This is a genomic window from Nocardia mexicana NBRC 108244, assembly GCF_001613165.1.
Classification (GTDB): Bacteria; Actinomycetota; Actinomycetes; order Mycobacteriales; family Mycobacteriaceae; genus Nocardia; species Nocardia mexicana.
In genome coordinates this window covers 91,599-117,142 of record NZ_BDBV01000073.1, presented here as the reverse complement: position 1 = coordinate 117,142, position 25,544 = coordinate 91,599, and the positions used below count along the sequence as shown (strand labels likewise).

The 25,544-nt window shown below is 70.2% G+C and carries 25 protein-coding genes; 13 read left to right on the top strand and 12 right to left on the bottom strand.

The window, feature by feature from the left end; all coding sequences use genetic code 11:
- From NM1_RS27580 to NM1_RS27535, 10 genes are all read right to left on the bottom strand, one after another.
- Nucleotides 1-1,157: hypothetical protein (locus NM1_RS27580; protein ID WP_068026061.1), on the bottom strand; the 1,157-nt coding region annotated here is incomplete at its 3' end.
- Entirely contained in the window at nucleotides 1,151-1,996 is an 846-nt protein-coding gene (locus NM1_RS27575; protein WP_068026063.1) for a DUF8175 domain-containg protein, read from the bottom strand. The genes NM1_RS27580 and NM1_RS27575, both read right to left, overlap by 7 nt.
- Nucleotides 1,990-2,832, bottom strand: coding sequence for a DUF8175 domain-containg protein (locus NM1_RS27570; RefSeq protein ID WP_068025968.1), 843 nt, complete (start codon nucleotides 2,830-2,832; stop codon nucleotides 1,990-1,992). The genes NM1_RS27575 and NM1_RS27570 overlap by 7 nt, the downstream gene beginning before the upstream one ends.
- A complete protein-coding gene (locus tag NM1_RS27565; protein WP_255286230.1) occupies nucleotides 2,829-3,485 on the bottom strand; it encodes a DUF8175 domain-containg protein in 657 nt (218 codons plus the stop codon). Before NM1_RS27565 ends, NM1_RS27570 begins: the two co-directional genes overlap by 4 nt.
- A 14-nt stretch (nucleotides 3,486-3,499) precedes the next feature.
- Nucleotides 3,500-3,760 carry a hypothetical protein gene (locus tag NM1_RS27560; RefSeq protein WP_068025965.1) on the bottom strand — a complete coding sequence of 87 codons (261 nt, stop codon included), beginning with the start codon at nucleotides 3,758-3,760 and terminating at the stop codon, nucleotides 3,500-3,502.
- Nucleotides 3,760-4,056: a hypothetical protein gene (locus tag NM1_RS27555; RefSeq protein WP_068025959.1), complete on the bottom strand. Its 297-nt coding sequence runs from the start codon at nucleotides 4,054-4,056 to the stop codon at nucleotides 3,760-3,762. Before NM1_RS27555 ends, NM1_RS27560 begins: the two co-directional genes overlap by 1 nt.
- The gene (locus NM1_RS27550; RefSeq protein WP_068025955.1) at nucleotides 4,053-4,730 is read right to left on the bottom strand and encodes a hypothetical protein; all 678 of its coding nucleotides are present in this window, start codon (nucleotides 4,728-4,730) and stop codon (nucleotides 4,053-4,055) included. The genes NM1_RS27555 and NM1_RS27550 overlap by 4 nt, the downstream gene beginning before the upstream one ends.
- Nucleotides 4,727-5,602 (bottom strand): MinD/ParA family ATP-binding protein, encoded by an 876-nt coding sequence (locus NM1_RS27545; protein WP_068025952.1) that lies wholly within the window; start codon nucleotides 5,600-5,602, stop codon nucleotides 4,727-4,729. Before NM1_RS27545 ends, NM1_RS27550 begins: the two co-directional genes overlap by 4 nt.
- Nucleotides 5,603-5,618: 16 nt before the next feature.
- Nucleotides 5,619-6,599 carry a DUF8176 domain-containing protein gene (locus NM1_RS27540; protein WP_068025950.1) on the bottom strand — a complete coding sequence of 327 codons (981 nt, stop codon included), beginning with the start codon at nucleotides 6,597-6,599 and terminating at the stop codon, nucleotides 5,619-5,621.
- Between the two features lie 57 nt (nucleotides 6,600-6,656).
- Nucleotides 6,657-8,240 carry a cutinase family protein gene (locus NM1_RS27535; RefSeq protein WP_068026038.1) on the bottom strand — a complete coding sequence of 528 codons (1,584 nt, stop codon included), beginning with the start codon at nucleotides 8,238-8,240 and terminating at the stop codon, nucleotides 6,657-6,659.
- A gap of 568 nt (nucleotides 8,241-8,808) precedes the next feature.
- Between NM1_RS27535 and NM1_RS27530 the strand changes: the two genes are divergently transcribed.
- The 3 genes from NM1_RS27530 to NM1_RS27520 are packed head-to-tail and all read left to right on the top strand — an operon-like array spanning nucleotide 8,809 to nucleotide 10,469.
- The gene (locus NM1_RS27530; protein WP_068025947.1) at nucleotides 8,809-9,669 is read left to right on the top strand and encodes a DMT family transporter; all 861 of its coding nucleotides are present in this window, start codon (nucleotides 8,809-8,811) and stop codon (nucleotides 9,667-9,669) included.
- A 46-nt stretch (nucleotides 9,670-9,715) separates the two neighbouring features.
- The gene (locus tag NM1_RS27525; RefSeq protein ID WP_068025944.1) at nucleotides 9,716-9,964 is read left to right on the top strand and encodes a hypothetical protein; all 249 of its coding nucleotides are present in this window, start codon (nucleotides 9,716-9,718) and stop codon (nucleotides 9,962-9,964) included.
- Nucleotides 9,948-10,469: a Clp protease N-terminal domain-containing protein gene (locus NM1_RS27520; protein ID WP_068025941.1), complete on the top strand. Its 522-nt coding sequence runs from the start codon at nucleotides 9,948-9,950 to the stop codon at nucleotides 10,467-10,469. The genes NM1_RS27525 and NM1_RS27520 overlap by 17 nt, the downstream gene beginning before the upstream one ends.
- 27 nt (nucleotides 10,470-10,496) lie before the next feature.
- Here NM1_RS27520 and NM1_RS27515 read toward each other — a convergent pair whose 3' ends face one another.
- A complete protein-coding gene (locus tag NM1_RS27515) occupies nucleotides 10,497-11,243 on the bottom strand; it encodes an alpha/beta fold hydrolase (RefSeq protein ID WP_068026036.1) in 747 nt (248 codons plus the stop codon).
- A gap of 71 nt (nucleotides 11,244-11,314) precedes the next feature.
- Nucleotides 11,315-13,606, bottom strand: coding sequence for a RelA/SpoT family protein (locus tag NM1_RS27510; protein WP_246011337.1), 2,292 nt, complete (start codon nucleotides 13,604-13,606; stop codon nucleotides 11,315-11,317).
- A gap of 420 nt (nucleotides 13,607-14,026) precedes the next feature.
- Between NM1_RS27510 and NM1_RS27505 the strand changes: the two genes are divergently transcribed.
- The 10 genes from NM1_RS27505 (at nucleotide 14,027) to NM1_RS27460 (ending at nucleotide 25,516) form a co-directional block, all read left to right on the top strand.
- Nucleotides 14,027-14,755, top strand: a complete 729-nt coding sequence (locus NM1_RS27505) for a metallophosphoesterase family protein (RefSeq protein WP_068025935.1) — start codon at nucleotides 14,027-14,029, stop codon at nucleotides 14,753-14,755.
- A gap of 276 nt (nucleotides 14,756-15,031) precedes the next feature.
- Nucleotides 15,032-16,402 (top strand): NB-ARC domain-containing protein, encoded by a 1,371-nt coding sequence (locus tag NM1_RS27500; protein WP_068025933.1) that lies wholly within the window; start codon nucleotides 15,032-15,034, stop codon nucleotides 16,400-16,402.
- 131 nt (nucleotides 16,403-16,533) lie between these two features.
- Entirely contained in the window at nucleotides 16,534-17,382 is an 849-nt protein-coding gene (locus tag NM1_RS27495) for an isocitrate lyase/PEP mutase family protein (protein ID WP_068025932.1), read from the top strand.
- Entirely contained in the window at nucleotides 17,379-18,599 is a 1,221-nt protein-coding gene (locus tag NM1_RS27490; protein WP_068025930.1) for an MFS transporter, read from the top strand. Before NM1_RS27495 ends, NM1_RS27490 begins: the two co-directional genes overlap by 4 nt.
- Nucleotides 18,600-18,698: 99 nt before the next feature.
- Nucleotides 18,699-19,247, top strand: coding sequence for a hypothetical protein (locus tag NM1_RS27485; RefSeq protein WP_114699551.1), 549 nt, complete (start codon nucleotides 18,699-18,701; stop codon nucleotides 19,245-19,247).
- Nucleotides 19,248-19,396: 149 nt separating this feature from the next.
- Nucleotides 19,397-21,010, top strand: coding sequence for a peptide ABC transporter substrate-binding protein (locus NM1_RS27480; RefSeq protein ID WP_084520110.1), 1,614 nt, complete (start codon nucleotides 19,397-19,399; stop codon nucleotides 21,008-21,010).
- Between the two features lie 174 nt (nucleotides 21,011-21,184).
- Nucleotides 21,185-22,483, top strand: a complete 1,299-nt coding sequence (locus tag NM1_RS27475) for a SidA/IucD/PvdA family monooxygenase (protein ID WP_068026031.1) — start codon at nucleotides 21,185-21,187, stop codon at nucleotides 22,481-22,483.
- Between the two features lie 71 nt (nucleotides 22,484-22,554).
- Nucleotides 22,555-22,947 (top strand): cupin domain-containing protein, encoded by a 393-nt coding sequence (locus tag NM1_RS27470; RefSeq protein WP_068025927.1) that lies wholly within the window; start codon nucleotides 22,555-22,557, stop codon nucleotides 22,945-22,947.
- Nucleotides 22,944-24,530 (top strand): class I tRNA ligase family protein, encoded by a 1,587-nt coding sequence (locus tag NM1_RS27465; RefSeq protein WP_068025924.1) that lies wholly within the window; start codon nucleotides 22,944-22,946, stop codon nucleotides 24,528-24,530. The genes NM1_RS27470 and NM1_RS27465 overlap by 4 nt, the downstream gene beginning before the upstream one ends.
- Complete coding sequence (locus NM1_RS27460) at nucleotides 24,497-25,516, top strand: NAD(P)/FAD-dependent oxidoreductase (protein WP_068025920.1); 1,020 nt, start codon at nucleotides 24,497-24,499, stop codon at nucleotides 25,514-25,516. Before NM1_RS27465 ends, NM1_RS27460 begins: the two co-directional genes overlap by 34 nt.
- Nucleotides 25,517-25,544: the final 28 nt, after the last annotated feature.

Here is a 25,544-nt window from a genome sequence, read left to right as displayed (position 1 = left end):
GCGCCCGCGGCCGCCTGGCTGCGCACGCCGACGGCCTTGGTCCCGACCGCGCCGAGCGCGGCCGCACCCAGCAGCACACCGCCGGTGGCGGCCAGACCCGAACCGCCGCTGCCGACGATCGCGACCGCCGGGGTGACCAGGCGCATCAGTGCGGGCAGCACGAACGCCACGCTGCACAGCAGCACGATCGCCACGAGCATGCGCTGGGCCTGATCGGCATCGGGCAGGCCCGCGGTGGTGGTCAGATCGTCGGTATTGCCGATGGCCACGAACGCGATCATGTAGACGATGGCGGCCACCGGTTTCCAGAGCATGAACGCGATGATCCAGCCGATCAGCTTCGGATACGCCTGTCTGCCGGTACTGGTCCCCGACGCGGCCGCCGCCAGCGGTACCACGCCCGCGGCGACCACCAGCAGACCCTGCCGCACGATGGCGAGCACGATCTGCGCGAGCGCCCCCAGCAGGCCGACGATCGCGATGATCAGCACCAGGCCCGGCGAGAACGCCTGTAGCTTCGCCGTTTTCACCATGAACTCGGCGATGTTCTTGGCATTGCCGTCGGTGGCGTCCTGAATCACCCACGCGGAGAAGCGGTCCGAGGCCTGGGTGCCCGCCACAATCACCGCGCCCAGCATCCAGGAGCTGAACACCACTCTGGCCAACATCCTGAACGACTCACCCGCCTCGTTCAGCGCGGCCCCCCGCCGCGCTTCCGCCAATCTGGCGCCGGACAGGATCACCGACACTATGAGTAGCAGGATCTGGGCCTGATAGGTGTAGTCGTTGATTCTCTGGAACAGCTCTCCGCCGTTGCTTATTCGCTCGTTGGGCACCTTCATCCAGAAGGTCAGCGCGAGGATCAGCGCCTGCCCGAGCCCGTTCATCAGCGAGTCGACCACCTTGCCGAAGGTGGAGTCCCACGCCTTGTCGCGCACGGCGCCGGCGGCGTCGCCCGGGTGGGTCGCGGCGTTACCGGCCTTGCACGCGGCCGACGCGGCGTCGCCGAGCGAGACGCCGGGCAGACCGAGACCGTCGAGATCGTCGTGGATCTCGTTGCAGGTCTGGTCGAAGCCGTACTGTGCGTAGGCCACCGTCGGTGTCGCGATCATGACGGTGAACACGACCGCGAAGATCGTGAGAATGCGCCTCACCATGTCGTCCACCCTTCGATGCTTCGCAGGGAATCGATCCGGACCAGTTGTTGCCCGTCCACCGCCGTCAGCTTCCAATCCCCGTCACGCCAGACGACCGCGAGACGCATGCCGACCCATGTCGGTTGGCCATCGATGACTTCTCTTGCCTTTCTTGCGATGTCGACGACCGCCCGGTCGTCGGTGTAGTTGTCGACGCGGAACGCGTCCGAGGCGTACAGCAGCGGGGTCAGCTTGTCCGGCAGTCGGTCGGACACCTTGCCCGCGGCCAGCAGCCGATCGTATTCGGCCAGGTACTCCGGCGACATCGCCGCCAATTGCAGCAGCAGCCCTCGATCGCTCGGGTTCGCGTTGGTGCGCCAGAAATTCTGTTCGGCGGCCAGCACCGCGCCCTGCGGCGTGTGCGCGTAACCCGTGGCCGCCTTGCCCTCCACGCGAGCCGGGCCGTCCGAGCCCGAGAACCGGACCACCGGCCCGCCGAACACCCGCTGCCGGACGCCCGGGGTCTCGGCGGGATTCGGCGCCGCGGTCAGCCACTGCGGATCGTCCGGACGGCGCTGCGCCCCGGGATCCTGCGGAAGCTGCTGTCCCGCAGGGTTGTTCGGAATATCGACGCGGCGGCCGAACATATCGGTCTCGGGTGCGCCGAAACCTTCCGCGCCGGGTGCGGCCACCGTGCTGGTATCGGCCACGGGGACCGGCGCGCTGCCCGCCGTCGCCCCGCTCCCGTCGCGGCGCACGGTCGCCACGGTCACCGTCACCGCCAGCGCGACGGTGACGAGCGCCGCGGCGCCCAGCAGCCGCAGCTGTGCGGGGCTGCCCGCTCCTCGCCCGCTCACCATGGCGTCCACCCCGTCAGCGAGTCGATGTACTCGGTCGGCGAGCCCTTGGACTCGGTCGGCTTGAGCCGCCAGTCGCCCGAATCCCACACCATGACCAGCCGGACCGCCGCCCACTTCTGCTGACCGTCGGCCACCGGGCCGCGGGCGGCCAGGCGCACGATGGCCATATCGTCGGCGTAGTTCTCGACCCGGAATGCGTCCGGCGCCACCAGGTATCGGGTCACCCGCTCCGGCTGCTGCTCGGGCAGCTTGCCCGCGTCGAGCGCCTTGTCGTAGGCCGCCAGCTGCTGCGGGGCCACCCGCACCTGCTGGGTGTACAGATTCCGGTCGGCCGGACGGGCGTTGAGGCGGTAGGTGATCTGCGCCGCCGCCAGTACGGCCCCCTGCGGGGTGTGCGAATACCCCACCGCCAGGCCGTTCTCGTCGATATGGGCGGGCCCGTCGCTGGTGGAGAACGGAACCGAGGCGCCGTGGACGCGCTGCCAGCCGCGCGGCTCGGTGGTACCCGCCGGGGCGGCGGTCAGCCAGTCCTCGTCGACGGGGCTCTTCTCCAGCGACGGATCCTGCCGGAGTGGTTGTCCCGCAGGGTTGTTCGGAATATCGACGCGCCGCCCGAACAGATCGACCTCCGGTGCGGCGAATCCGGTGGCACCGGTCCCGGCGACCGGCGACGGTAACGAATCGGGGGGCTTGCTGCCGCCGGAATCGTCCCGCCCGACGTACATGAAGACACCGACGATCACGATCAACGCGATCACCGCGGCCGAGGCGATGACGCCGAAGGAGACGCCGCGATCGGCATCGTTGTACGAGCCGCCCGCATCCTTCCCGGTCATGTTGGAGCCTCCAATGTCACTATGTCGGTGGGCAATTCGTCGATGGAGTCGACAGGACGCGCGGTGGCGTCGGACTCCGGCAGGCGTAACCTCCAGTCCTCGCCGAACCATTCGACGGTGGTGTGGTTCACCGCTCTCGAGCCGTCGGAATATTCGGTGTAGACGTCCACGTTCGATCTGTCTCCGGTGAATCCGAGCACGCGGTAGCCGAGCACGCGCGGCGCGTACTGCTCCGCCGCGGGACCGGTGATCGACAGCTGCACCCGGTTGACCGACCACTCGTCGCGGGCCGGTCCGGGCACGAGTTCCCGGGCGACCACCGTCGACCACTGGCTGTCGGTGGCCACCGACAGCCGCACGGAGTGGGTGATGGCCGCGACCGCCGCACCCGCCGGGGTGCGATCGAATCCCGTTGCGGCGCCGTCGCTGTCGTTTCTGGGCCCCTGATCGGTCACCGGCAGGGCGACGCCCTGGTACGGCTGCCAGCGCACTCCGCTGGGCGGGTGCGCCGGATCCGGATTCGACGTACCGCCGTCGCCCCCACCGCATCCGGCGGTGGCGAGCACGGCGACACCGAGCACGCCCGCGGCGGCCCGGCGGAGGCGCAGCGGGTTCACCGCGTGCGCTGGTGCGTCGATCTCGGCCGAAATCATGGGGGCCCCACCGTTCACGTCGGCAGTATGGTCAGTGCGATCGCGCTCGCCGAACTTGCCACGATGGCCCCGATGAGGCTCATGACAATGCCGTGCGAGGCGTCGTTCACGGCCATGTCGTCGCGCATCGCCGACCACAGCCGACCGGCCGAGATGATCATCCAGGCCAGGCAGGACAGCAGCACGACCCACAGCAGCCAGTTGATGAGCTGCATGATCGGCTCGACCACGTCGGACGGCATCTGCTTGTAGGCAAGCACGGTCGCGGCGGACATCAGCTACCGATGACCGCGTTCATGATGGTTCCGGCGCTGGTGGCGATGACGCCGCCGATCATGGCTCCCGCCACCATCTTCGGCGATTCCAGGCCTCCACCGGTCCACTTCTCCCATGCGAATTTGCCTCCCGCGTAGGTGATTCCCATGATTCCGGACAGCAGCACGAACCACGTGAAGTACCGAACCAATTTCAGCAATTTTTCCGAGGCCGGGGGCGCCTCGGGCGTCGGATTCCCGATCTGAGCGAGAACAACACCGTACGTTTCGTGCACGGCCGCCAGGATGGTACTCATCGAGCGTCCTCTTCTTCTTCCAAGTGCGAACTGCTAGCTACTTTTTCGCGTATGAGATCGATGATGCTCGCACCGAGCTCGTCGACATCGTGCGGAACCTCTTGTAACGGATCGAGTTTGCGCTTCTTCTGCTGCGGGGGCGGATCGGACGGCGACCACACCGGCAGCTGATCGGGCTCGACGAGCATCCACTCCTCGTGCCAGGGCACCTGCCACATCCGGCCGGCCAGGGAGCCGACCACATCGCGGTAGCGGCGGATCTCGACGGGCATCCGGCCCGGTCGAGCGGCCACCGTGATCAGGCCGAGCACCTCGCTCGGCCCGGCCAGCCCCGCGCGGTGCTGGCGCAGCAGATCGTGGGCGCGGGTCAGCCCCGCGATGGTCTCGCGGGCGACCAGGACGACGAAGGGGGACTCGCGCTCGAAAACTCCGGGCCAGCGCCGATGCGAATCCGCCGCGGGCGCGAGTACATGCGCGAGGCTGCTGGCTCCCGCACCGCCGTGCACACCGAGCAACCACACCAGCGGGGCACGCCCGACGCCGGGTACTGGACGCTCCCAGACGGGGGCGCGGCGCGCCTCGGGCGGGGCGACGACGCCCGCCGTGCCGACCGGGGTCTCGCCGCCCGCAGCGGATTCCGATGAACTTCCCTGTTCCTTCATGGCCGCGGTCATGATGCCACCCCCGCCACCAGCGTGCGATATGCCCTCCGGGTGTCGGCGGCAAGTGTGTTGTGGCGCACCAGTTCTCCGCGGGCCAGCTCCGGGTCGTAGGGGATCTCGCGGATGTCGCGCACCCAGCCCGTGAGGTGTTCCCGCAAATGTTCCGCGACCACCGGCTCGTTGCCGGGAAGCTGATGGGACACCACGATCGTGGTGTCGCCGACGATGCCGCCGCCCTGCCCCTCGGCCGGGCCGCCGAACTGGTCGTCGAGCCATTCCAGCGTGACGCGCAGCCGATTGGCGGCGTCGGCGCGGGCCGGAATCGCCAGCACCAGTGCGATATCGGCGTCCTCCAGCAGCGGACGCAGATGCCGCCCGGCGATCGGGCTGCCACCGTCGTAGACGGGGGTGTAACCGGCGTCGGCGACGGCACGCGAGACGGTCAGGTAGGTGGCGCGGCGGCGCAGCGGGGCGGAGTCGCGCCACAGCAGGCCGATGCCGGAACTCGCCTGCGACAGGCATTCCTTCAGCGGCGCCGGTTCGTCGTCGCCGCGGCCGTACAGCCACTGCTGCAGGCTGATCGGGCTCAGATGTTCGTCGGCGCCGCGCAGCGCCAGATCGCTACCCGCGGACGTGGCGTCCACGGCGACGGTCGGCGCACCGGCGGCACCCAGTTCACCGGCGATTCCGAGCGCGGTCGAGGTGGTGCCGGCGCCACCGCAGCCGCCCACCACCAGGATCGGGCGTGGGAGCGAGCCGTCGTCTCCGTCGTCGCGGCGTCCCTTGCGTAACCGCACCACCGGAGCCTTGGTGCGCGATCGACCGCTCGCCGGGTCGCCCGGTTCGGGCACCTCGTCGAGCCACCGGCTCCAGTCCTGTCCCATCGTCTCAGCTCTCCTCTTACCCGGCCGCGATGCCCGTGATCAGGGTGCGGCCGTCGATCACCGCGGTGGTGACCGTCTGCTTGCCGTAGGTCTTCGGCGCGGCGCCCGGCCGGCGCTCGGTGACCTCCACCAGGAACTTGTCCGTCCCCTCCTCGCCCCGGCCCACGGCGGTGACGCGCACGCAGTGGGTGGTACCCAGCGGGACCGAGTTGATGCCGCGCTGAATCACCGGCGCGCCGGAGATCGCGGCGTCGGGGGCCACGACCTCCCGGGCGCGTTCGGCGGACCGCTCGACGTAATACGAATGCTGGAACCACATGATCGCGTCCGGCCCGGAGTCGGTGCCGCCCGGCACGGCGCCGCGCATCATCCGATCGGTCCGCTCGGTGGGGCAGAAATCCGAGGCGGCCCCGTCGCCGGTGACCGCTGTCAGGCGCACCGCCGAGGCGGCGCGGCCACCGGAATGCGTTGGGCCGCCGCGGGAATGCAGCAGGTACAGCGCGGCGGCGCCGGCGGCGGCCAGCAATAACACGGCAACCAGCAGGACCAGGGCGATACGCCACCGGCTCGGGCGCGTGCGCTCGCGCAGGGTGTGCGGCGAGGCCGCGGCGCCCGGCCCGTCCCGGCCGATGCGCCGGCGCTCCACGGGTTCGCGGAGCGGCGGGGGTTGATCCTCCTCCTCGTCGTCCCACGGGAACTGCACGACGTCGCCGTCGCGCTCCGGGTAGTCGTCGTCCGGGCCGGGCGCGTGATCGCCCACCCAGTCGCTCCAGCCGCCGACGAATTCACTGCGGCGGGCGGGCGGATCGTCGGCGAACGGGATGTCGAAGGGCTCGGGCTCGGTGTCGCGAATGTAGTGCGGGTAGCGCGCCGCGCCGCCCCCCGCACCGTCGTCCTCGGCGAATGACGGCTGCTCGCGCGCCGGCGGGCGGGCCGCGACGCCGGGCGGCTCGAGCGCCGGATACCAGCGCTCCAAGTCTTTGTACGACTTCAACATTCCCCCCTTCCCGCGGAGCCAGGCACGTCGTGCAGCATCGTCGGACCCTCTCGGCGATCAGTTCGTGGAGAACGGGTAGTCGTTGGCGGTACCAGCGGTGGGCGAGGTCGACGGCACGCCGCCGGGGCCTGTCCCAAACGGAAATTGTCCCGTACCCGACGAATTCGGCGAACTCGACGCGCCGGGCGGTGGCACCAAGATTCCGGTAATCGGGCTGTTCGAAGTACCTTTCGGGGCCTGCGCGCCGCCGTGCGCGGCGACCAGGTCGCGCGCCGCGGCGGCGAACCAGTCGGCGACGAACCGGACCGGGGCGTCACCGCGGGCATCCACGGCCACGGTGGAGTAGGCGCCGTGGCGCTGGACGGTGTCCCAGTACCGCACCCAGGCGGCGGTGTCGAGCAGGTCCTTGTTGTCGGTGATGTTCTGCACGACGGCGTCGAACGCCTGGTTCACCAGCCGCGACACCGTGGTCGGCGGAACCAGCTGGGTGACCGCCCCGGCCAGCTTGGTGGCCAGCAGCACCAGGGCGACCGGCGGGTTGTTCAGCGCGGCGCGGGCCAGTTCGCCGAGGGCGGCGGGATTCAGCACGGTGCGCACCGCCGTGCCCACCGCGTTCAGGCCGATCACCCCCACCTTGAACATCGCGCGCATCGGATCGGCGAGCGCGATGCGGCTGCGCGGATCGGAGGCCTCGGCGATGCGCTGCGAGATCGACTGCTGCGGCTGATAGGACAGCGAGGCCGGCGCCGTGCCCTGCAGATCGGAGTTCACCACCGTGGTGGCGGTCTTGATCGAGGTGAAGGCCAGCGCCTGGGAGATGGATACCAGCGCCGCGATCGGGTCGCCGCCCGAGAGCTGGGACTGCCCCGCCACATTCGTGACCGCGCGCAGGATCGGAGCGCCCGCTGGCGCGTCGCAGGCGAGATCGCCCGCCGCGCAGAAGCTCGCCACACGGCCGGTGAGCGCGCCGAAATTGACCGCGCGATCCCGATCGGGACCGATGCCGCCGCCGACCGCGGGCTCCTGATCCAGCGTCCGCACCGTGGATACCCGGTCACCCGCCGTGCCCGGCGCCGCATCCGGCGTGGCCTTGCCGGGCGAGCCCGGGAACAGCGGCGCACCGGGATTGCGAGTGGGATCGGCGAAAAGCGCTACGGCGGCGATCTTTTCCGGCGGCAGGACGCCCTGGCCCGCGCCGACCTCCTGGGCGAACATCGAAGCCACATGGGCGCCTTGGGAATAGCCCACGACGGCGAACCTGGTCTGCGCACAGCGCTGCGCGACCTGCTGGGCCATCCCCCGCAGCCGCGACAGTCCCCCGGTCAGCGACTCCGAATACGGCGCCGTGCCACCGGGAACCGCGCCGCCGAAGCCGGATTCGTAGGGCACGTAGGCCCGGTCGACCAGGCCGCTCTCGGGCGCCTCGGCCAGCAACGGCAGGAATACCGAGGACAGCATGCCCGTGTCGGTGGTCGGCGCGGCGTCGGGGGAGGATTCGCCGGTGCCCTGAATTCCCAAGGCGTACAGGGCCGGGCAGACGGCGATCGGAACCTGGGTGGTGGGGCCGGACGGCTGCGCCTGCGCCGGAACCGCCCCGATCGTCGTCACCGCTGCGACGGTGAGCGCGACCGTGGCCGGCATGCTCCAGGTTGTGCGCGTGGCCAGCAAGACCTGACCCCCTTCACCAGCTGTATGCATCAGTTCGGAGGGCCGAGTGCCGCGGCGACCCGTCGTCGGCGATCTTCATCACCCTGCGTTCGAGTTGCCGCCGTAGCCGCGCGTGCCCCGAAACGCAATAGACCGTAACAGAATCGAGCGAACGACGCAGTGCATCCTGCACAATGCGAACGCATTCTCGGAACAATCCACGTCAGAACCCTAAACCGCCCGGAAGAATTCTAGCTGCGACCGCCGAGTTTCGTGACTTGTAGCAACAATTCGGCGACCCACGCCCGGATCCTCCACGCCGCGAACCGAACTCGGCCCGCACCCCGCCACCACGCAGACCACCCACCAGGCGCTCACTACCGGATGCCGATCAATTGCCGGACATTACCGATTCGCCATCATTTCCCCGATCCCCCTTTTGAAAGCAACCTTTCCGAATTCGCCAAGATTACGCCGAACCACCCCTTCGCGCGGGGTTTGGCGTGCGGGACACGGGGTGCCGCTGCCGAGGATGGGGGCGGGCGGCGGGCAGACTGGGGCGATGGCGGATCTTCCGGTGGCGGCGGTGGCGTGTGCGTTCGCGGGGGCCGTGTTGTTCGCGGTGTCGGCGGTGGCGCAGCAGCGGGCGGCGGCGGAGGTGCCGGAGGGGGAGGCGCTGCTGGCGCGGCTGATCCGCAGTCCGCGGTGGTGGGCGGGAATCGTCGGGGACGCGGGCGGATTCGCCTTCCAGGTGGCGGCGCTGGCGCTCGGATCGGTGCTGGTGGTGCAGCCGATCCTGGTGACCGCGCTGGTATTCGCGCTGCCGCTGGCCGCGCGGTACAGCGGTCGGCCGGTGACTAAGTCGATGTGGGCGCAGGCGGTCGCGCTCTCGGCTGCGCTGGCGGTGTTCCTGGTCGTCGGCGATCCCACCGAGGGGGTCACGGATGCTCCGTGGCACCACTGGGTGGCGCCACTCGGGCTGCTGCTCGGGGTGATCGTGGCGTCGATCGCCGTCGGTCTCACCGCGCGGGCACCGGCGCTGCGCGCGCTGCTGTTCGGCACCGCCGCCGGATTGTTGTTCGGTATCGCGGCCGCGCTCACCGAACACGTCACCGAACTGTTCGGCCAGGGCCTCGGCGCGGTCGCCGCCGCGTGGCAGCCCTATGCGCTGGTGGCCGCCGGTCTGCTCGGCCTCTACCTGCAGCAGCGCGGCTACCAGGTCGGCCCGCTGTCGGCCTCGCTGCCCGCGTTCACCGTCGCCGAGCCGCTGGGCGCCGCCTTCATCGGCATCACCGTCCTCGACGAACGCCTGCGCAGCGGCCCCCTCGGCACCGCCTTCGTCCTGCTGGCCGTCGTCGTGATGGGCGTCGAAGCGGTACGTCTCTCCCGCGCCCAAGCCGAATCCACCCCCACCCCGGCCTAAGCAACTTGAGTTGACTGTGGATTGGTAGTCAACTATGGTTGCTTGCATGTCTGGCGCCGATAGTTCTTCGCCCGAGGATCCCGCCGATGCGCTCGCCGCCGTGGTTGCCCTGCGGCGGCTGGCCGATCAGGTCGAGGACGCCGCCGTGGAGCAGGCCATGCGGGCCGGTTGGGGGTGGCCGCAGGTCGCCGAGGCGCTGGGCATCACGCGCCAGGCGGTGCACAAGAAACATGCCAAGCGGCTCATCGCCGCCGGTGTCACCTTGAGGAGGCGTGGCGATGGCCGCGATCGATAAGTTCTTCCAGCTCGACAAGCTCTTCCTGCGCAACGAGTTTCAGCTGTACCTCCATCGGATCATCCTGCGCGGTGAATCGGAGGCGCGCGACGACGGCTCGTCCTCGATGGAGGCACAGCATCTGCTGCTGGCCATCGCCGCCGAACCGGATCCGGATACGCATCCGGTCCTGGATTCGGCGGGCCTCGATCACCGCACCGTGCGCGCTGCGCTGGACCGGGAGTTCGAGGCCAGTCTCGCCGCAGTCGGCGTGTCCGCCAAGGACTTTCCGCTCCCCCGCGCCAGCCGCGGCACCGGCCGCCCGACGATGGGCGCATCGGCCAAGCTCGCCCTCGAACGCACCTTCACCGCGGCGGCCAAACAGGATGTGCGCCCCGTCGACCTACTGCTCGGAGTGCTGACAGCGGAGGTCGGCACCGTGCCGCGGGCCCTGGCACTCGCCGGCGTCGACCGCGGCGACCTCGTGGCGCGTGCGCAGGCGCACCGGGACGCTGTCGAAAAGTAAAGGCGCCGATCGGGTTTCCGAGGAACGCTAGTCGAGCGATTTCCAGAAAGCGGTCAGCGCCTCGGCGCCGCGCGCCGGATCCTGCACCATCCACCAGTGCCCCAGGCCGTCGAGTACCGCCGTACGCGCACCGGCGCGTTCGGCCGCCCGAGTCCGCAGGTCGTCGGAACCGACGTATCCGTCCTCGGTGGCCACGAGCGAAAGTCCCGGGCGCGCGGCCGCATTCGCGAGTGCGCGCCCGGCCTCCGCCATCGCGGGCTGGCGCGCCGAGCGGTACAGCGACAGGATCGCCCGGCCCATGTCCGGGCCCTGGTGCTGCGCGATCGAGGTCGCGATGTCGAGCGGGATGCCCAGCGCGGCCATCTGCTCGGACCGCTGCTCGACCGTGCCGCCCAGCATGGCCGCCACCTGTTCCTCGCCGTCGCCCGGCGTCTGCCACACCCGGGCGAGGTCGTGCCAGATGTATTCGGGGTCGAACAGGCCGATGACGTCGGTGGCCCAGCTCCTGACGAGGTCCGGCCGGTGCATCACGGCGGTGACGACATGGCCTCCGCCCCAGTCGTGGCCGACGAGGTCGACGGGTTCCTCGAAGCGCTCCAACTCGCCCTCGAGCCAGTCGCGATAGTCCAGGTAGGTCGCCGAGAAGCCTTCCGGCAGTGGCGCTCCGAATCCGGGCGGCGACAGCCGCACCACATCGGCACGGCCGAGTGCGTCGGCCAGCGGCCCCCAGATCGCTTCGGTCTCCGGATTGCCGTGTACGAGAACCACTGTCATGGACGCCATCGTGACACCGCGCCCCGGCGGGCGGCACCGGTTCGGCGGCCACTGTGGCGCCCGTCACCCGCTCAGGCCGCCGACGTCACCCGGTAGACGTCGTACACGCCCTCCACGTTGCGGACCACGTTCAGCAGGTGGCCGAGGTGTTTCGGGTCGCCCATCTCGAAGGTGAACTTGCTGATGGCGACCCGATCGCCGGAGGTCATCACCGAGGCGGACAGGATGTTGACCTTCTCGTCGGCGAGCACCTTCGTCACGTCCGACAGCAGGCGGGTGCGGTCGAGCGCCTCGATCTGGATGGCGACCAGGAACACCGACGACGGCGACGGCGCCCACTTCACGTCGATGATGCGCTCGGCCTGGGCACGCAGGGAGTCGGCGTTGGTGCAGTCGGTGCGGTGCACGCTGACCGCTCCCCCGCGGGTCACGAAGCCCATGATCTCGTCGCCCGGCACGGGTGTGCAGCACTTGGCGAGCTTCGCGACCGTGCCCGGGGCGCCGGGAATCTCGACCCCGGCGTCGCCGCTGACGCGCTGCCGGGTGGGCAGGGTGGAGGGCGTGGACCGCTCGGCGAGCTCGTTCTCCACGTCGCCGACGCCGCCGAGCTGCGCCATCAGCCGCTGCACGACGGTGTGCGCCGACACCTGGTTCTCACCGACGGCCGCGTACAGCGCGGAGACGTCGGTGTAGTGCAGTTCGTGCGCCAGCGCGCCCATCGCGTCGGCGCTCATCAGCCGCTGCAGCGGCAGCCCGGACCGGCGAACCTCCTTGGAAATCTGCTCCTTGCCGGCCTCCAGGGCCTCCTCGCGACGCTCCTTGGCGAACCACTGCCGGATCTTGGCCTTGGCGCGCGGGGAGACCACGAAGTTCTGCCAGTCGCGGCTCGGCCCGGCGTTCTGCGCCTTCGAGGTGAAGATCTCGACGACCTCGCCGTTCTCCAGCTGCCGCTCCAGCGCCACCAGCCGCCCGTTGACCCGGGCGCCGATGCACCGGTGCCCGACCTCGGTGTGCACGGCGTAGGCGAAATCGACCGGCGTCGACTTCTGCGGCAGCGTGATGACGTCACCCTTCGGGGTGAACACGAAGATTTCGGGCGACTTCAGATCGAACCGCAGCGACTCCAGGAACTCCGCCGGATCCGCGGCCTCACGCTGCCAGTCGAGCAGCTGGCGCATCCAGGCCATGTCGTCGACCTCGGTCGAGTCATTGGAGTGCTTGCCCCTGGTCTCCTTGTAGCGCCAGTGCGCGGCGATGCCGAATTCCGCCGTGCGGTGCATGTCCTGGGTGCGGATCTGCACCTCGAGGGGCTTGCCGTCCGGGCCCACGACGGTGGTGTGCAGCGACTGGTAGACGCCGTAGCGGGGCTGGGCGATGTAGTCCTTGAAGCGCCCGGCCATGGGCTGCCACAGCGAATGCACCACGCCGACCGCGGCATAGCAGTCGCGCACCTCGTCGCACAGGATGCGGATGCCGACCAGGTCGTGGATGTCGTCGAAGTCCTTCCCCTTGACGATCATCTTCTGATAGATCGACCAGTAGTGCTTGGGACGGCCCTCGACGATGGCATTGATGCGGCTGGCGGCGAGCGTGTTGACGATCTCGGCCCGCACCTTGGCGAGGTAGGTGTCGCGCGAGGGCGCGCGGTCGGCGACCAGGCGCACGATCTCGTCGTACTTCTTGGGGTGCAGGATCGCGAACGCCAGATCCTCCAGCTCCCACTTGACCGTGGCCATACCCAGGCGATGGGCAAGGGGCGCAATGACTTCCAGCGTCTCGCGGGCCTTCTTCGCCTGCTTCTCCGGCGGCAGGAAGCGCATCGTGCGCATATTGTGCAGCCGGTCGGCGACCTTGATCACCAGCACGCGCGGATCGCGGGCCATGGCGATGATCATCTTGCGGATGGTCTCGGCCTCGGCGGCGGCGCCCAGGTTGACCTTGTCCAGCTTGGTGACGCCGTCGACCAGGTGGGCGACCTCGGCGCCGAACTCGCGAGTCAGCTCCTCGAGCGAGTAGCCGGTGTCCTCGACCGTGTCGTGCAGCAGCGCGGCCACCAGGGTGGTGGTGTCCATGCCGAGCTCGGCGAGGATGTTGGCGACCGCGAGCGGGTGGGTGATGTACGGGTCGCCGGACTTGCGGAACTGGTGGGCGTGCTTCTCGTCGGCGACGTCGAAGGCGCGCTGCAGCAGCTGCAGGTTGGCCTTCGGATACAGCTCGCGGTGCACCGTGGCGAGCGGCTCCAGCACCGGCTTGACCGCGGCGATACCGCGCTGACCGGTCATCCGGCGGGCGAGCCGCGCCCGGACCCGGCGCGAGGCGGAGGTGGGCACCGCCGCCGGAGTGCCCGGCTGGCGCATCGGCATATTGCGCGGGGTGGGGGTCGGTGCGGAGGCGTCGCCGGTGGCGGGAGCGGCGTCGTTGCCTGCGCTCGATTGCTCGGCATTCGCCTTCTCCAGATGCTGAGTCATGCCACCACCTCTCCCGGCTAGATCGGACCACCCTACCCGGCCGGTCCAACGGCTCAGACCACCAACTTTAATCCGGTCGGGTGACACGCGCCGTGCTCCGCCGCTTACCGGTGGTCAGGGCGGACGGAGATCCGGAATCCGGGGCCCGGCCGACGCGCCACCTCGCGAGCCCAGGACTCGGCCGACGAGTTTGCAGAACCATGGCTGATACCCGCGCCCGCGGCCCTCCGGCACCGGTCACACGATGGAACGCACCCGTCGGGACGGCCCGGACCGCCGTTGACAGGCCCGCCGGTCTGTGGCTCGCTGGGCGGTATGCGCGGTGGGGTACGGGTGGCGGCGGTGGGAGATCTGCATATCCGGGCGGCCGTGTGCGGGCGGTTCCGTCCCGCGTTTCTCGAGCTGGACGCCGATCTGCTGTTGCTCGCCGGGGACCTGACCGAGGGCGGCACGCTGCGCGAGGCGGACATGCTCTGCGCCGAGCTGGCCGGGGTGCCGGTGCCGATGGTGGGGGTGCTGGGCAACCACGACCACGACCACCGCCAGGGCTTCCGGATCGCCGCCATGCTCGCCGATGCCGGGGTGCGGATGCTGGACGGCACCACCACCGTGCTCGACGTCGGCGGTGTTCGCGTCGGTATCGCGGGCGTGATGGGCGGCAGCGGCGGCTTCCCGGGCCATCCCGGCGATCCGGACAGCGGCAGCCCCGAACATAGAGAGCGCTACCGTCGCGGGCCCGCCGACGCGCTGCGGTTACGGGCGGCCCTGGACACGCTCGACACCGACCTCCGCATCGCCCTGATGCATTTCGCACCGATCCTCGGCACGCTCGCCGGTGAACCGCCCCGGATCTTTCCCGGGCTCGGCTGCGCGGAGCTGGGCGCGGCGGCCGACGCGGGCCGCGCGGATCTGGTGGTGCACGGACATGCGCACGCCGGGACCGAGTACGGGACCACGCCCGGCGGCACTCCGGTCCGCAATGTCGCGTATCCGGTACTCGGCGCGCCCTGCCGCAGCTATCGGCTCCGTCCTCGCGATCGGTAGCCGAACTACATACGCATCGGTACGAAAAACCGTGTGTTCCACGTCAACTCGTTAATATCCGGCCCGGCCGATCCGATGCAGGGGTAGACACGCCGTTGTCTGCTGAACGACACCGGAACGAAATCCGTGCACCGTCCATACGGACGATGACGCGGACGTGGTCCGGTACCACGAACACTCCGCATCGGGGGCGGGGGCGAGGCCCCACACAGGGGGCATCGCCGTCGTGGCGAGTTCGGCCCTGCGCCGCACCGCATTCGGAGGATAGGTATCGACATGGGCAGACGTGAGAAACCCCTGGACACCCGCACCGGCCCACTGGCCGCCTTCGCGGGTGATCTTCGCAAACTACGTGCCGCTGCGGGCAATCCGTCGTATCGCCGGATGGCCAGCGTGGCCCTCTACTCCCCCTCCGTGCTGTCGGAGGCCGCCAGCGGGCACCGGATCCCCACGCTGCAGGTCACCCTGGCGTTCGTCCGCGCCTGTGACGGTGATACTACCGAATGGGAGCAGCGGTGGCGAGAGATCCGCGGCGACAACGGTTTCGAACCCGCCGAGCCGTCCGGTGACGACCGGCAGCCGGAGGCGATCGGGCACCCGCACCCGGCGCAGTTACCCATCGGTGTGCACGATTTCGTCGGGCGCACCGCGGAGTTCGAGGGGGCCCGGGCCATGCTGACGCATGCCGCCGAGGGCCGCGTGCCGCTGCTCATCCGGGGCGCCGTCGGCATCGGCAAGACGACCTTCGCGCTGCGCATCGCGCACCGCATGACCGGCGAGTTCCCGGACGGTCAGCTGTGGGCCGACATGGGCGCCGACGACGTGCAGCCGATGGAGGTCATGGCGGGATTCCTGCAGGCACTCGGCGTGCCGCCCGATCGGATCCCGGTCGACGACATGCACCGGATCGGCCTCTACCGGTCGATGCTCGCGCAGCGGCGGGTGGTCGTGGTGCTCGACGACGTGCGCGACGAGCGCCGGGTCCGGCCGCTGCTGGCCCGCTCCCGGACCAGCCAGATCCTGGTGACCAGCCGGTCGCGGTTGCTCGGGCTCGACGGGATCCGGCGGACCACCCTCACCCCGCTGCCCCGCACGGATTCGCTGGCGCTGCTGCGGTTGCTGATCGGCAACGACCGCGTGCGGGCCGAACACGATGCGGCACTGCGCATCACCCATTTCTGCGCGCACCTGCCGCTGGCGATCACCATCGCGGGCCGCAAGATCGCCGCCCAGCCCGGCCGCCGGCTCGGCGAGGTGGCCGACCGCCTGGACGCCGGCATCCAGGTGGCCGACTGGCTGCGGATCGGCGACGTGAGCCTCGCCGGATCCCTGCTCCCGGCGTATCTTTCGCTGCCGCCACTGGCCAAACACGTCGTGCACATGTGCACCGCCGGTGCCGACGAGGTCACGCCCGGCGGGCTCGCGCGCGTACTGCACATCTCGGTCGACGCCGCCGAGCACGCCGTGGACAGCCTGATCGATTGCGGTCTGCTGCACCGCGTTTCGGCACCGGAGCGATATCTGCTGCCGTCGCTGGTCGGCAGGCTGGTGGCCCAGCAGACCAGTCGCTTCGCGATGTATCCGGAGATGGATACCGTCGAACTCCCGGTGGTCGACCTGCGCACCGCCGACCCGATGATCGGATGACCGGTTCGCGGCGCTCGGGCGATTGACGTTCGATTGTTCGAATTACTTTCGGCCCCAAGTAAATACCGTCGTCGCACCGGTAATCTTCGTCGCGTTCCACTTCGGAAATTCGACGTTGCGAGGAGTCGCAGGTGAAGGAAAATCAGCGCAAGCAGGCGGCGGCGTTTCGGCAGTTGCACGCGGGGGGCGCATTCGTGCTGCCGAATGCGTGGGATGCGGTCAGCGCCGCCCTGGTCGCCCGGGCCGGTGCGGCCGCGGTCGCGACCACCAGCGCGGCGGTGTCGTGGGCGCTCGGTCGCGGTGACGGGCAGCGGCTGACCCGCGCGGAGATGGTCGACCAGGTGCGCCGCATCGCCGATGCGGTCGAGGTACCGGTCACCGCCGATATCGAAGGTGGCTACGGCCCGGCACCCGCCGATGTCGCCGCGACGATCACCGCGACCGTCGAAGCCGGTGCGGTCGGGGTGAACCTGGAGGATTCGGTGCGCCCCGGCGGCCCGCTGTTCGACAGCGGCGAGCAGGCGGGCCGCCTGAGCGCCGCGCGCACCGCGGCCACGCACGCGGGACTCACCGAACTGGTGATCAACGCCCGCACCGACGTGTACCTGTTCGGCATCGGCGCGCCCGAGGACCGCTTCGACGAGGTGCTGGACCGGGCGGTCGCGTACGCCGAGGCCGGGGCGGACAGCTTGTTCGTTCCTGGCCTGCTGGATCTCGACACCGTGGCCGAGCTCGCCGCGAAATCGCCACTGCCGGTGAACGTCATGGCCGGGCCGGGCGCGCCCTCGGTCCCGGAGCTCGCGGCGGCCGGAGCCCGCCGCATCAGCGTGGGCTCGGCGATCGCGCAGGCGGCCTACGAACGCGTACAGGCCGCCGCGGCCGAGTTGCTCGCCCACGGCACCTACACGGCCCTGGCCGACGGGCTCGACTTCGGTTCCGTACAGGCTCTTTTCACGGATACGGAGGGCAGACCGCGATGACCGCCGTTCGTTCCCCGGAGCGCACCGGTGTCCTGGTGGCGCTCCGGGGCACCCCGCGCCCCGTCCGAGTGCTGCTGCTCGGGGTGCTGATCAATCAATTGGGCGCCTTCGTGCAGACCTTCCTGGTGCTGTACCTGATCCATCACGAATTCTCGATCGGCCGAGCCGGTTTCGCGCTCACCGCGTACAGCGCGGGCGCGGTGCTCGGCACGATGCTCGGCGGTGAACTCACGCACCGGCTCGGGCCGCGCACCACGATCGTGGCGTCCATGACCGCGTCGGCGGCCTGCCTCGCCCTGATTCCGGTTCTCAGCCGCCCGGGCGCCTTCCCGGCGCTGGTCGCGATCGTCGCCGCCGCGGGACTGGTGACCCAGGCGTATCGACCCGCGGCCGCGGTGCTGCTCAGCGACCTGATGCCCGAACAGTATCGGGTGATGGGCTTCTCGATGATGCGCATCGCGCTGAACACCGGCGCCGCGCTGGCCCCGCTGCTCGCGGCCGGGCTCATCCTCATCGAGTGGAACCTGCTGTACTGGGTCGACGCGTGCACCGCGCTGGCGTACGCGCTCCTGGCACTGACATTGCTTCCCGCGACCGCGGCGCCGAAGCCGGATCCTCGTGCGCCGCAACGGCGTTCGGGCTACGCCACGATCGCCCGCGACTACCGCTACCACCTGTTCCTCGCCTCGGTGCTACTCGGCACGCTCATCTACGTGCAGTACACCGTCGCGCTGCCGCTGAATCTGGCCCGCGAGGGCTACTCCACGGCGTGGTACAGCGCGGTGCTGGTCACGGCGTCGGTGGTGCTGATCGCGTTCGAGCTGAAGATCACCTCGTATCTGACGCACCGCCGCGGCAATGTGGTGGGCGCGGTGGGCACCGCGATCATGGGCCTCGGTGTGGCCGGATACGCCCTGGCGGGCAGCGCGATCGCGGCGGTGCTGGTGTGCACGGCGGTGTTCGTGCTGGGCGTAATGATCAACGGGCCCACCATGTTCGCCTATCCGAGCACGTTCCCGGCCGCGGTGAAGGCCCGCTACGTCGCCACCCATCAGGCCACCTTCGGGCTCGGCCTGGCGCTGGGACCCACCCTCGGCGTGCTGGCCTGGGAGCAGTTCGGGGCCGGGGTGTGGTTGCTCTGCGGCGCGCTCGGACTCGCCGCGGCCTGGTTCGCCTACGCCGGAATGCCGGAACGCGAGCAGGCGTCCGGGGATTGATGTTCACCTCCGTCCGGCCCTGTCGGACAACGCATCTCGCCTCTTCACTGAGAGGCGAAGCAGTGCGCCGACAGGGCCGGATCGAAGGGTCGAAGCAACGTGTCCACCGATATCGGGACCAGACCGTCCCCTCTCCGCCGCCGCCCGCGCGGGTGGGCGGCGCCGATCGGCGCCGCCGCGATCGCCGGGCTCGCGCTCGCCGTCTGGGCCTCCACGCGGTTGCAGGTGGGCCCCGCCACGCGCGAGGCGGCGCTCTTCGTGCATCTGGTGTCGCTGGTGCTCGGCATGGGGGCCGTGCTGGTCGCCGACTATCTCGCCCTCCTATGGCTGGCCCGGCGCACCACCCTGGCCGAACTGGTCCGCGGCATGCGACGACTGCATCTGCCCATCTGGCTCGGCATGTCCGGCCTGGTCGCCAGCGGCACGTTCCTCGCACCCGACCTCGCCGCCGGGGCCACGCGGATCAAGCTGGTCCTGGTGCTCGCACTCATCGTCAATGGGTTGCAGGCGGCGGCACTCGGACGCCGGATGGCCGCCGAACCCGCACCCGGCCGCCGCTTGCTCCTGCGCGGCGCCGCGAGTGCCCTTGTCTCCCAGGCTTGTTGGTGGGGATCGGTGTGGATCGGGTTCTCCACCACGCAGTCCTGACTCCGGTTGACCGGATTTGATTGTCCGGCTCCGCGGCCGGTGTCGGCCAATCACCCGCTCTGCTGCACTGGGTTTTCGGATCCGCGTTCCGGCAGCTCGTGCCGCCGCGCGAACAGATCCGTTCGTCCCGCAGGAAGGCACCCATCCCGATGCGAACATCCCGACTCGCGCTCTGCGCCGTCACCACCGCACTGGCGGCCGCCCTGGCCTCCGGTTGCGGTTCGGGCTCCGAACCCGTTGCGCCGCAGTCCGACTCGATCACGCTCAACACCACCGAACCCGCCAACGCCCTGATCCCCGGCAATACCACCGACGCCGGCGGATCCAAGATTCTGCGCACGCTGTTCAAGGGCCTGGTCGACTACGATCCGCGCACCGCCGCACCCCGCAATGCGGTCGCCGAATCGATCGAGACCACCGACTCCCGAGTGTTCACCATCGCCCTGCGGCACGGGTGGACATTCCACGACGGATCGCCGGTCACCGCCCGCAGCTTCGTCGACGCGTGGAACCACACCGCCTACGGTCCGAACAATCAACAGGGCGCCGGATTCCTCTCCGTCATCGAGGGATTCGACCGAGTACAGGGCGCCGCACCCGCCGCGCGGGAGCTCAGCGGGCTGCGTGTCGTCGACGACCACCGGTTCGAGGTCACCCTCACCCAAGCCCTGCCGTCGTTCCCCACCCGGCTGGGCTATGTCGCCTACGCGCCGCTGCCCGCGAAGTTCTTCACCGACCGCGCCGGGTACGAGGCACATCCCGTCGGCAACGGACCGTTCGAATTCGTCTCGCACACGCGCGGATCGAGCATCGTGGTGCAGCGCGCCGACAACCCCACCGGCCTGCGCAAGCCCGTGATCCGGCGGGCCGAGTTCCGCTTCAACAAATCCCTGGAGGGCGCCTACGCCGACGTCGTCGCCAACCGCCTCGACTTCCTCGAGGTGCTGCCGGGCGACGCGCTGGTCGGCGGCCGGTACAAGCAGGAGCTCGAGGGACGCCATCTGGTCAAGACCGGGTCGGGACTGCAGTCGATCACCTTCCCGCTCTACGACTCCCGCTACGCCGACCCGCGGGTGCGGCAGGCGCTGTCGATGGCGGTCGATCGGCAGGCCGTGGTCGACCGGGTATTCACCGGCGACCGGACGCCCGCCGGCGGCCTGGTGCCGCCGACCGTGCGCGGCGCGGTTCCCGACCAGTGCGGCGACCTGTGCCGGTACCGGCCGGAGCAGGCCCGGGAGTTGTTCGACAGCAGTGGTTTTCAGGGGCCGATCGAGATCTCGTCGAATATCGATACGGCCAACGAGAAATGGCTGACCGCCGTCTGCGCCTCGATCACCGAGGCGGTGGGCCGCGAATGCCGGTTCGTCCCGGTGCCGACGCTGGGTGAGTTCCGCCGCAGCATCGACGGCGGGCAGATGAGTTCGATCTACCGCACCGGCTGGGTCGCCGACTATCCGTCGATCGAGAACTTCCTCAATCCGCTGTACCGCACCGGCGGCTCGTCCAACACCGGCCGATATTCCAACCCGCAGGTGGACGCGCTGCTGGCCCGGGCCGACGGCACTGCCGCCGAGGCCGAGGCGGCCGCGCTGTACCAGCAGGCCGAACGGCTCATCCTGCAGGACATGCCCGCGATCCCGCTGCTGACGCCCGGCGTGCAGACTGGCTGGTCCCAGCGACTGCGGAATGTGGTGGTGACCCCGTTCCGCGACCTGGATCTGGAGACGGTGACGATCGCCGCCGACCAGCCGCAAGCCCGCTGACCCTCCTCCGCACAGGCCCTGGGCCGGAACGACCTTCGTTCTCGCCCAGGGCCTTTCGCCGTGGCGACCGCGCATCGATCGGTTGATGTTCGATGCCCGCGAACGCTGTCGACCAACACGTTCATGAATTTGACTGTGTCACAGCGTTATCCGATCCCAACACAGGTGGAGAATGTGACCGCATACGACGTCGACGTCCTGGCCATCGGCGCCGGGCCCGCAAACCTGGCACTCGCCGTGGCCCTGGAGGAATCCGGGGCGACCGCCCTCGCCGAGAACACCCTGCTGCTCGAACAGCATCCCGACGTGAAGTGGCAGCGCAATCTGCTGCTGCCGTGGGCCCGCAGCCAGGTATCGTTCCTCAAAGACCTGGTGACCCTGCGCAATCCGCGCAGTCGCTACTCGTTCCTCAACTTCCTGCACGAGCGCCGGCAGCTCGACGAGTTCGTCAACCTGTCCACCTTCAATCCCTACCGCTGGGAGCTGTCGGAATATCAGCAGTGGGTGGCGCATTCGCTCGAACACGTCCGGGTGCGCTACGGCGCGCGCGTGCGGCAGGCCGAGCCCCGCCGCGGGGCCGACGGCCGCATCGTGGGCTGGACGGTGCAGCTGGCGGGCGGTGACCGAATCTCCTGCCGCGACCTGGTGTTCGGCACCGGGCGCGATCCGCACGTCCCCGATGTGTTCGCCGAGCTGCCCGCCGATCGGATCATCCACAGCACCCAGTACTGCAGCCGCATCGCCGAGGTCGACGGCGCGCGGCCGGTGCGCCCGGTGGTGGTGGGTGGTGCCCAGAGCGCCGCCGAGATGTTCATGGCCCTGCACAGCGATCTGCCCGCCGCCGCCCCGACCATGGTGGTGCGCTCGATCGGGCTGCAGAACTACCAGACCAGCAAGTTCGTCAACGAGCTGTTCTACTCGTCGTTCGTCGACGAGTTCTACTACAGCGAGGGCGAGGCCCGCCGCCGGATCCTCGACGAGATGCATCTGACCAACTACGCGGGCCTGGCGCCGCCGTTCCTCGACGAGCTGTACTCGATGCTGTACCGGCAGAAGATGCTGGGGCAGCAGCGTTCTCGCATCCTCCCCATGACCGACGTCGTCTCGGCGCGGATGGACGGCGAGGAGGTCGTGCTCGAGCTGCGCGATCTGCGCAGCGGGCAGCTCGAGCCGATGCGGTGCGATCTGGTCCTGCTGGGCACCGGCTACTCCCCCGAGATGCCCGCCCTCGTCCGCGATCTCGCCGACCGCGTCGGCCTGCCCGGCATCGAGGTGACCCGGCGCTACCGGATGGAACTCGGCGGATCCGCCCGGGGCGCGGTGTATCTGCAGGGTGTCAACGAGGCCACGCACGGCATCTCCGACACCTTGATCAGCGTGCTCGCGCACCGCTCCCAGGACATCGTCGACGACCTGATCGACCGGCGGGCCGATATGCGGGAGCGGGCGGTCGCGGAGGTGCGTTCGGCATGAGCGGTCAGGGCCGGAGGCGGCAGCGGAGCGTAACCACGCAGGCCCCCGCTCATGCCGCAATCGAACACAGCATGAGCGGCAACGAGATTCGCCGCCTCGACCGCGGCGCGCTCACCGAGGCCTACGGGGTCGCCTCGCAGCGTCTGCTGCCGTGGGCGGCGCTCAGCGCACCGTTCGAGGGCGCCTGGTGCGTGCTGGGCCCGGGCGCGGCGTCGCACGCACACGCCCACCACGAGCACGAGCTGTTCATCGCGATCGCGGGCAGCGCCGTCCTCGACGTCGACGGCCGGGAACGGGAGTTCCGGGCCGGTGACCTCGCCTGCCTGGCGCCCGGATCGACCCATCACGTCCGCAACACCGGTGACGGCGACTTCGAGTGGTATGCGATCTGGTGGGACACGGAGATGTCGGCGGCCTTCACCGCCCGGCACGGCGCCTCCGCGGGACAGGGGACGCGCTCGTGACCGGACCGACCATCGTCATCTCCCCCGCCCCGACCGCCAACGGCGACCTCCACCTGGGGCATATCGCGGGACCGTTCCTGGCCGCCGACGTCTACTCCCGATACCTGCGAGCCACCGGCCGTACGGTGTTGTTCGGCACCGGAATTCAGGACACCTCGACCTTCGTGGTGACGACCGCGCGGCGGCTCGGCACCACCCCCGAGGCACTGGTCCGGCGTTCGGCCGCGGAGGTCGAGGCCACGCTGGGCGCGCTCGGGATCGCCGCCGACGGCTTCACCGGCTGGGAGGATCGCTTCACCGCGTTCGTCACCAAGGTGGTGGCCGACCTGCGCGCCCGCGGCCGGTTGCGGTTGCGGCACATGCGGTTTCCGTACGCACCACGCACTGGCGAGTATCTGGTGGACGGTCACATCACCGGGACCTGCCCGGTATGCCTGGCCACCAGCTGCGGCGGATTGTGCGAGAGCTGCGGCCATCCCGTCGCGGCGGCGGAACTGCTCGATCCGCGTCCGGCCCGAGATCCGCGGGAGCCGTTGGAATTTCGCGAGGCGGAGGTGTTGGTGCTGCCCGCCGAGCAGTACCGCGGACAGCTGCGCGCGCACTTCGACCGGATCGCCGCCGCCCTGCGCCCGCACGCGGCACAGGTCATCGGCGAGATCCTCGCCAAGCCGCTCGCGGATTTTCCGGTCACCTACCCGCTGGCATGGGGGATCCCGGCACCGGACCTGCCCGGCCAGGTGGTGAATCCGAACGCGGAACCGGTGGCGTGGACGATGTACTGCTCCATGCTGGCCGCCGAAAGCGCGGGCCTGTCCCCGAGTTCGGAGGACGAACTGTGGCGGCGCGAGGCGGGCAGCGAGATCGTGTACTTCCTCGGCGTGGACAATATCCACCCGTTCGCCATCTCCGGCCTGGCCATGCTGCTGGCCTACGGCGAGCACTACCCGCTGCCCGCGCGCTTCCTCACCAACGAGTTCTACGAGCTGGACCGGGAGAAGTTCTCCACCAGCCGCGGGCATCTGGTGTGGGGTCGCGAGCTGGCCGCCGCGGTGCCGCGCGACCTCATCCGATTCCATCTGGCCTGCGACAGCCCGGAGACCCAGCGGACGAGCTTCAGCCGCCGCGAATTGGACCGGCTGACCCGAATCCGCCTGGTGCAGCCGTGGAACCGGATCGCCGCTCGCACCGCCGAGTGGGTGGGCCGCGGCCCGCTGCCGATCTCGGGGCGGTCCCGCACGGATGCCGTGCGCATGGTCGAGCGCTTCCGGACCGCCTACGAGCTGCCGCGGTTCAGCCTGAATCGGGCGGCGGCCACGCTGACCCAGCAGCTCGCGCGCCTGGACCGGTCGACGCTGTCCGCCGGTGACCTGTGCCACGAGGCGGAGGTGCTGTTGCGCTGTGCCGCACCGATTCTCATCGATCTGGCGACGGCCCTGCCCGACACCGCGATCGACGGCGTCGGCGCCCGCGCCACCGTGGAACCGATCGCACTGCCGCGCCTGTCCGCCGAGCTCGACGCGGCCCCGCCCACCTCCGACGAGGGGGTGAGATGGTCGAGATCGTCATTGCCGGTGCCGGAGTGACCGGCCTCGTCGCCGCCGTCCGGTGCGCACGGGCGGGGCACCGGGTCACCGTCGTCGACCGCGGCCCGATACCCAATCACGGGTCTAGCTCGTTCGACCAGCACCGGGTGCTGCGCTCCTCGGGGTCACCGGGTGACGGCGCGTACCTGCATCGGGAGTGGCTGCGGCTGCAGAGCCTGCTCGGAGGCGGCTTCTATCGCCGCATCGGCGCGGTCACCGCCCGCCCGGTGGACGGTCTCGACGCGGCTGTCGGCTCGACGGCGAAGACCGCGGTCGTCGGGCCGGACAGCCTGCCGCACATGGTTTTTCCCGAGAACCACGTCGGCGTTCAGGAGCTCGATGCCGGGGTCCTGCTGGCCGAACGCGTGCTGCACGCGGCGGTGCGCTGGCTGCGCGGACAGCCGACGGTCACCCTGCGACCGTGGTGCGAGGTGACTGCCGTGGACACCGGCGCGGCCCGCCTGGAGCTGTCCGACGGCGGCGCCGTGGCGGGCGATCTCGTCCTCGTCGCGGCCGGGGTGTGGACGCGGGGCCTGGTCGATACCGCGACCGAGCTGCATCGTCAGACCGTCGTCTACGTGCGGCCGCCGGGCGAACTCACGACCTGGTGGGAGCAGGCGCCCGCGGCCGCAGGGCTCGGCGCCGACGGTACCGGATGGCTGCTGCCGCCCGGTGCGGGCACCCTGCTGAAGCTCAGCGCCACCACCATGTGCCGCACCGTGGCCACCCTGACCGAACCCGCCGACGCCGATCGCGCGGCCGCGCGGCGCTGCCGCGAGCGCGTGCTCGCCGAACCGGACCGCTACCCGGTGGTGGCGGTCAAGCACTGCCACTACAGCGTCGACGCCCGGACCGGCCGGGCGGCGCTGGAACGGGTCGGCCCCGCGGTCTGGGCGCGCGCGGCCGTCGGCGGCGACGGCTTCCGCACCGCCCCGCTGATCGCCGACCAGATCGCCGAACTCGCCGCCGACGCCCTGGCGGCATGAGACCGAAAAGCCCCACAGGAGAGGGAAA

Bases quoted from the DNA above. Each gene is read 5' to 3' on its own strand.
- NM1_RS27565 (WP_255286230.1), bottom strand. From the start codon at position 3,485: ATGATTTCGGCCGAGATCGACGCACCAGCGCACGCGGTGAACCCGCTG.
- NM1_RS27530 (WP_068025947.1), top strand. From the start codon at position 8,809: ATGGCGGATCTTCCGGTGGCGGCGGTGGCGTGTGCGTTCGCGGGGGCC.
- NM1_RS27545 (WP_068025952.1), bottom strand. From the start codon at position 5,602: ATGGGACAGGACTGGAGCCGGTGGCTCGACGAGGTGCCCGAACCGGGC.
- NM1_RS27490 (WP_068025930.1), top strand. From the start codon at position 17,379: ATGACCGCCGTTCGTTCCCCGGAGCGCACCGGTGTCCTGGTGGCGCTC.
- NM1_RS27500 (WP_068025933.1), top strand. From the start codon at position 15,032: ATGGGCAGACGTGAGAAACCCCTGGACACCCGCACCGGCCCACTGGCC.
- NM1_RS27520 (WP_068025941.1), top strand. From the start codon at position 9,948: ATGGCCGCGATCGATAAGTTCTTCCAGCTCGACAAGCTCTTCCTGCGC.
- NM1_RS27470 (WP_068025927.1), top strand. From the start codon at position 22,555: ATGAGCGGCAACGAGATTCGCCGCCTCGACCGCGGCGCGCTCACCGAG.
- NM1_RS27505 (WP_068025935.1), top strand. From the start codon at position 14,027: ATGCGCGGTGGGGTACGGGTGGCGGCGGTGGGAGATCTGCATATCCGG.
- NM1_RS27540 (WP_068025950.1), bottom strand. From the start codon at position 6,599: ATGTTGAAGTCGTACAAAGACTTGGAGCGCTGGTATCCGGCGCTCGAG.
- NM1_RS27510 (WP_246011337.1), bottom strand. From the start codon at position 13,606: ATGCCGATGCGCCAGCCGGGCACTCCGGCGGCGGTGCCCACCTCCGCC.
- NM1_RS27570 (WP_068025968.1), bottom strand. From the start codon at position 2,832: ATGACCGGGAAGGATGCGGGCGGCTCGTACAACGATGCCGATCGCGGC.
- NM1_RS27575 (WP_068026063.1), bottom strand. From the start codon at position 1,996: ATGGTGAGCGGGCGAGGAGCGGGCAGCCCCGCACAGCTGCGGCTGCTG.
- NM1_RS27535 (WP_068026038.1), bottom strand. From the start codon at position 8,240: ATGCCGGCCACGGTCGCGCTCACCGTCGCAGCGGTGACGACGATCGGG.
- NM1_RS27515 (WP_068026036.1), bottom strand. From the start codon at position 11,243: ATGACAGTGGTTCTCGTACACGGCAATCCGGAGACCGAAGCGATCTGG.
- NM1_RS27480 (WP_084520110.1), top strand. From the start codon at position 19,397: ATGCGAACATCCCGACTCGCGCTCTGCGCCGTCACCACCGCACTGGCG.
- NM1_RS27550 (WP_068025955.1), bottom strand. From the start codon at position 4,730: ATGACCGCGGCCATGAAGGAACAGGGAAGTTCATCGGAATCCGCTGCG.
- NM1_RS27560 (WP_068025965.1), bottom strand. From the start codon at position 3,760: ATGTCCGCCGCGACCGTGCTTGCCTACAAGCAGATGCCGTCCGACGTG.
- NM1_RS27555 (WP_068025959.1), bottom strand. From the start codon at position 4,056: ATGAGTACCATCCTGGCGGCCGTGCACGAAACGTACGGTGTTGTTCTC.
- NM1_RS27460 (WP_068025920.1), top strand. From the start codon at position 24,497: ATGGTCGAGATCGTCATTGCCGGTGCCGGAGTGACCGGCCTCGTCGCC.
- NM1_RS27525 (WP_068025944.1), top strand. From the start codon at position 9,716: ATGTCTGGCGCCGATAGTTCTTCGCCCGAGGATCCCGCCGATGCGCTC.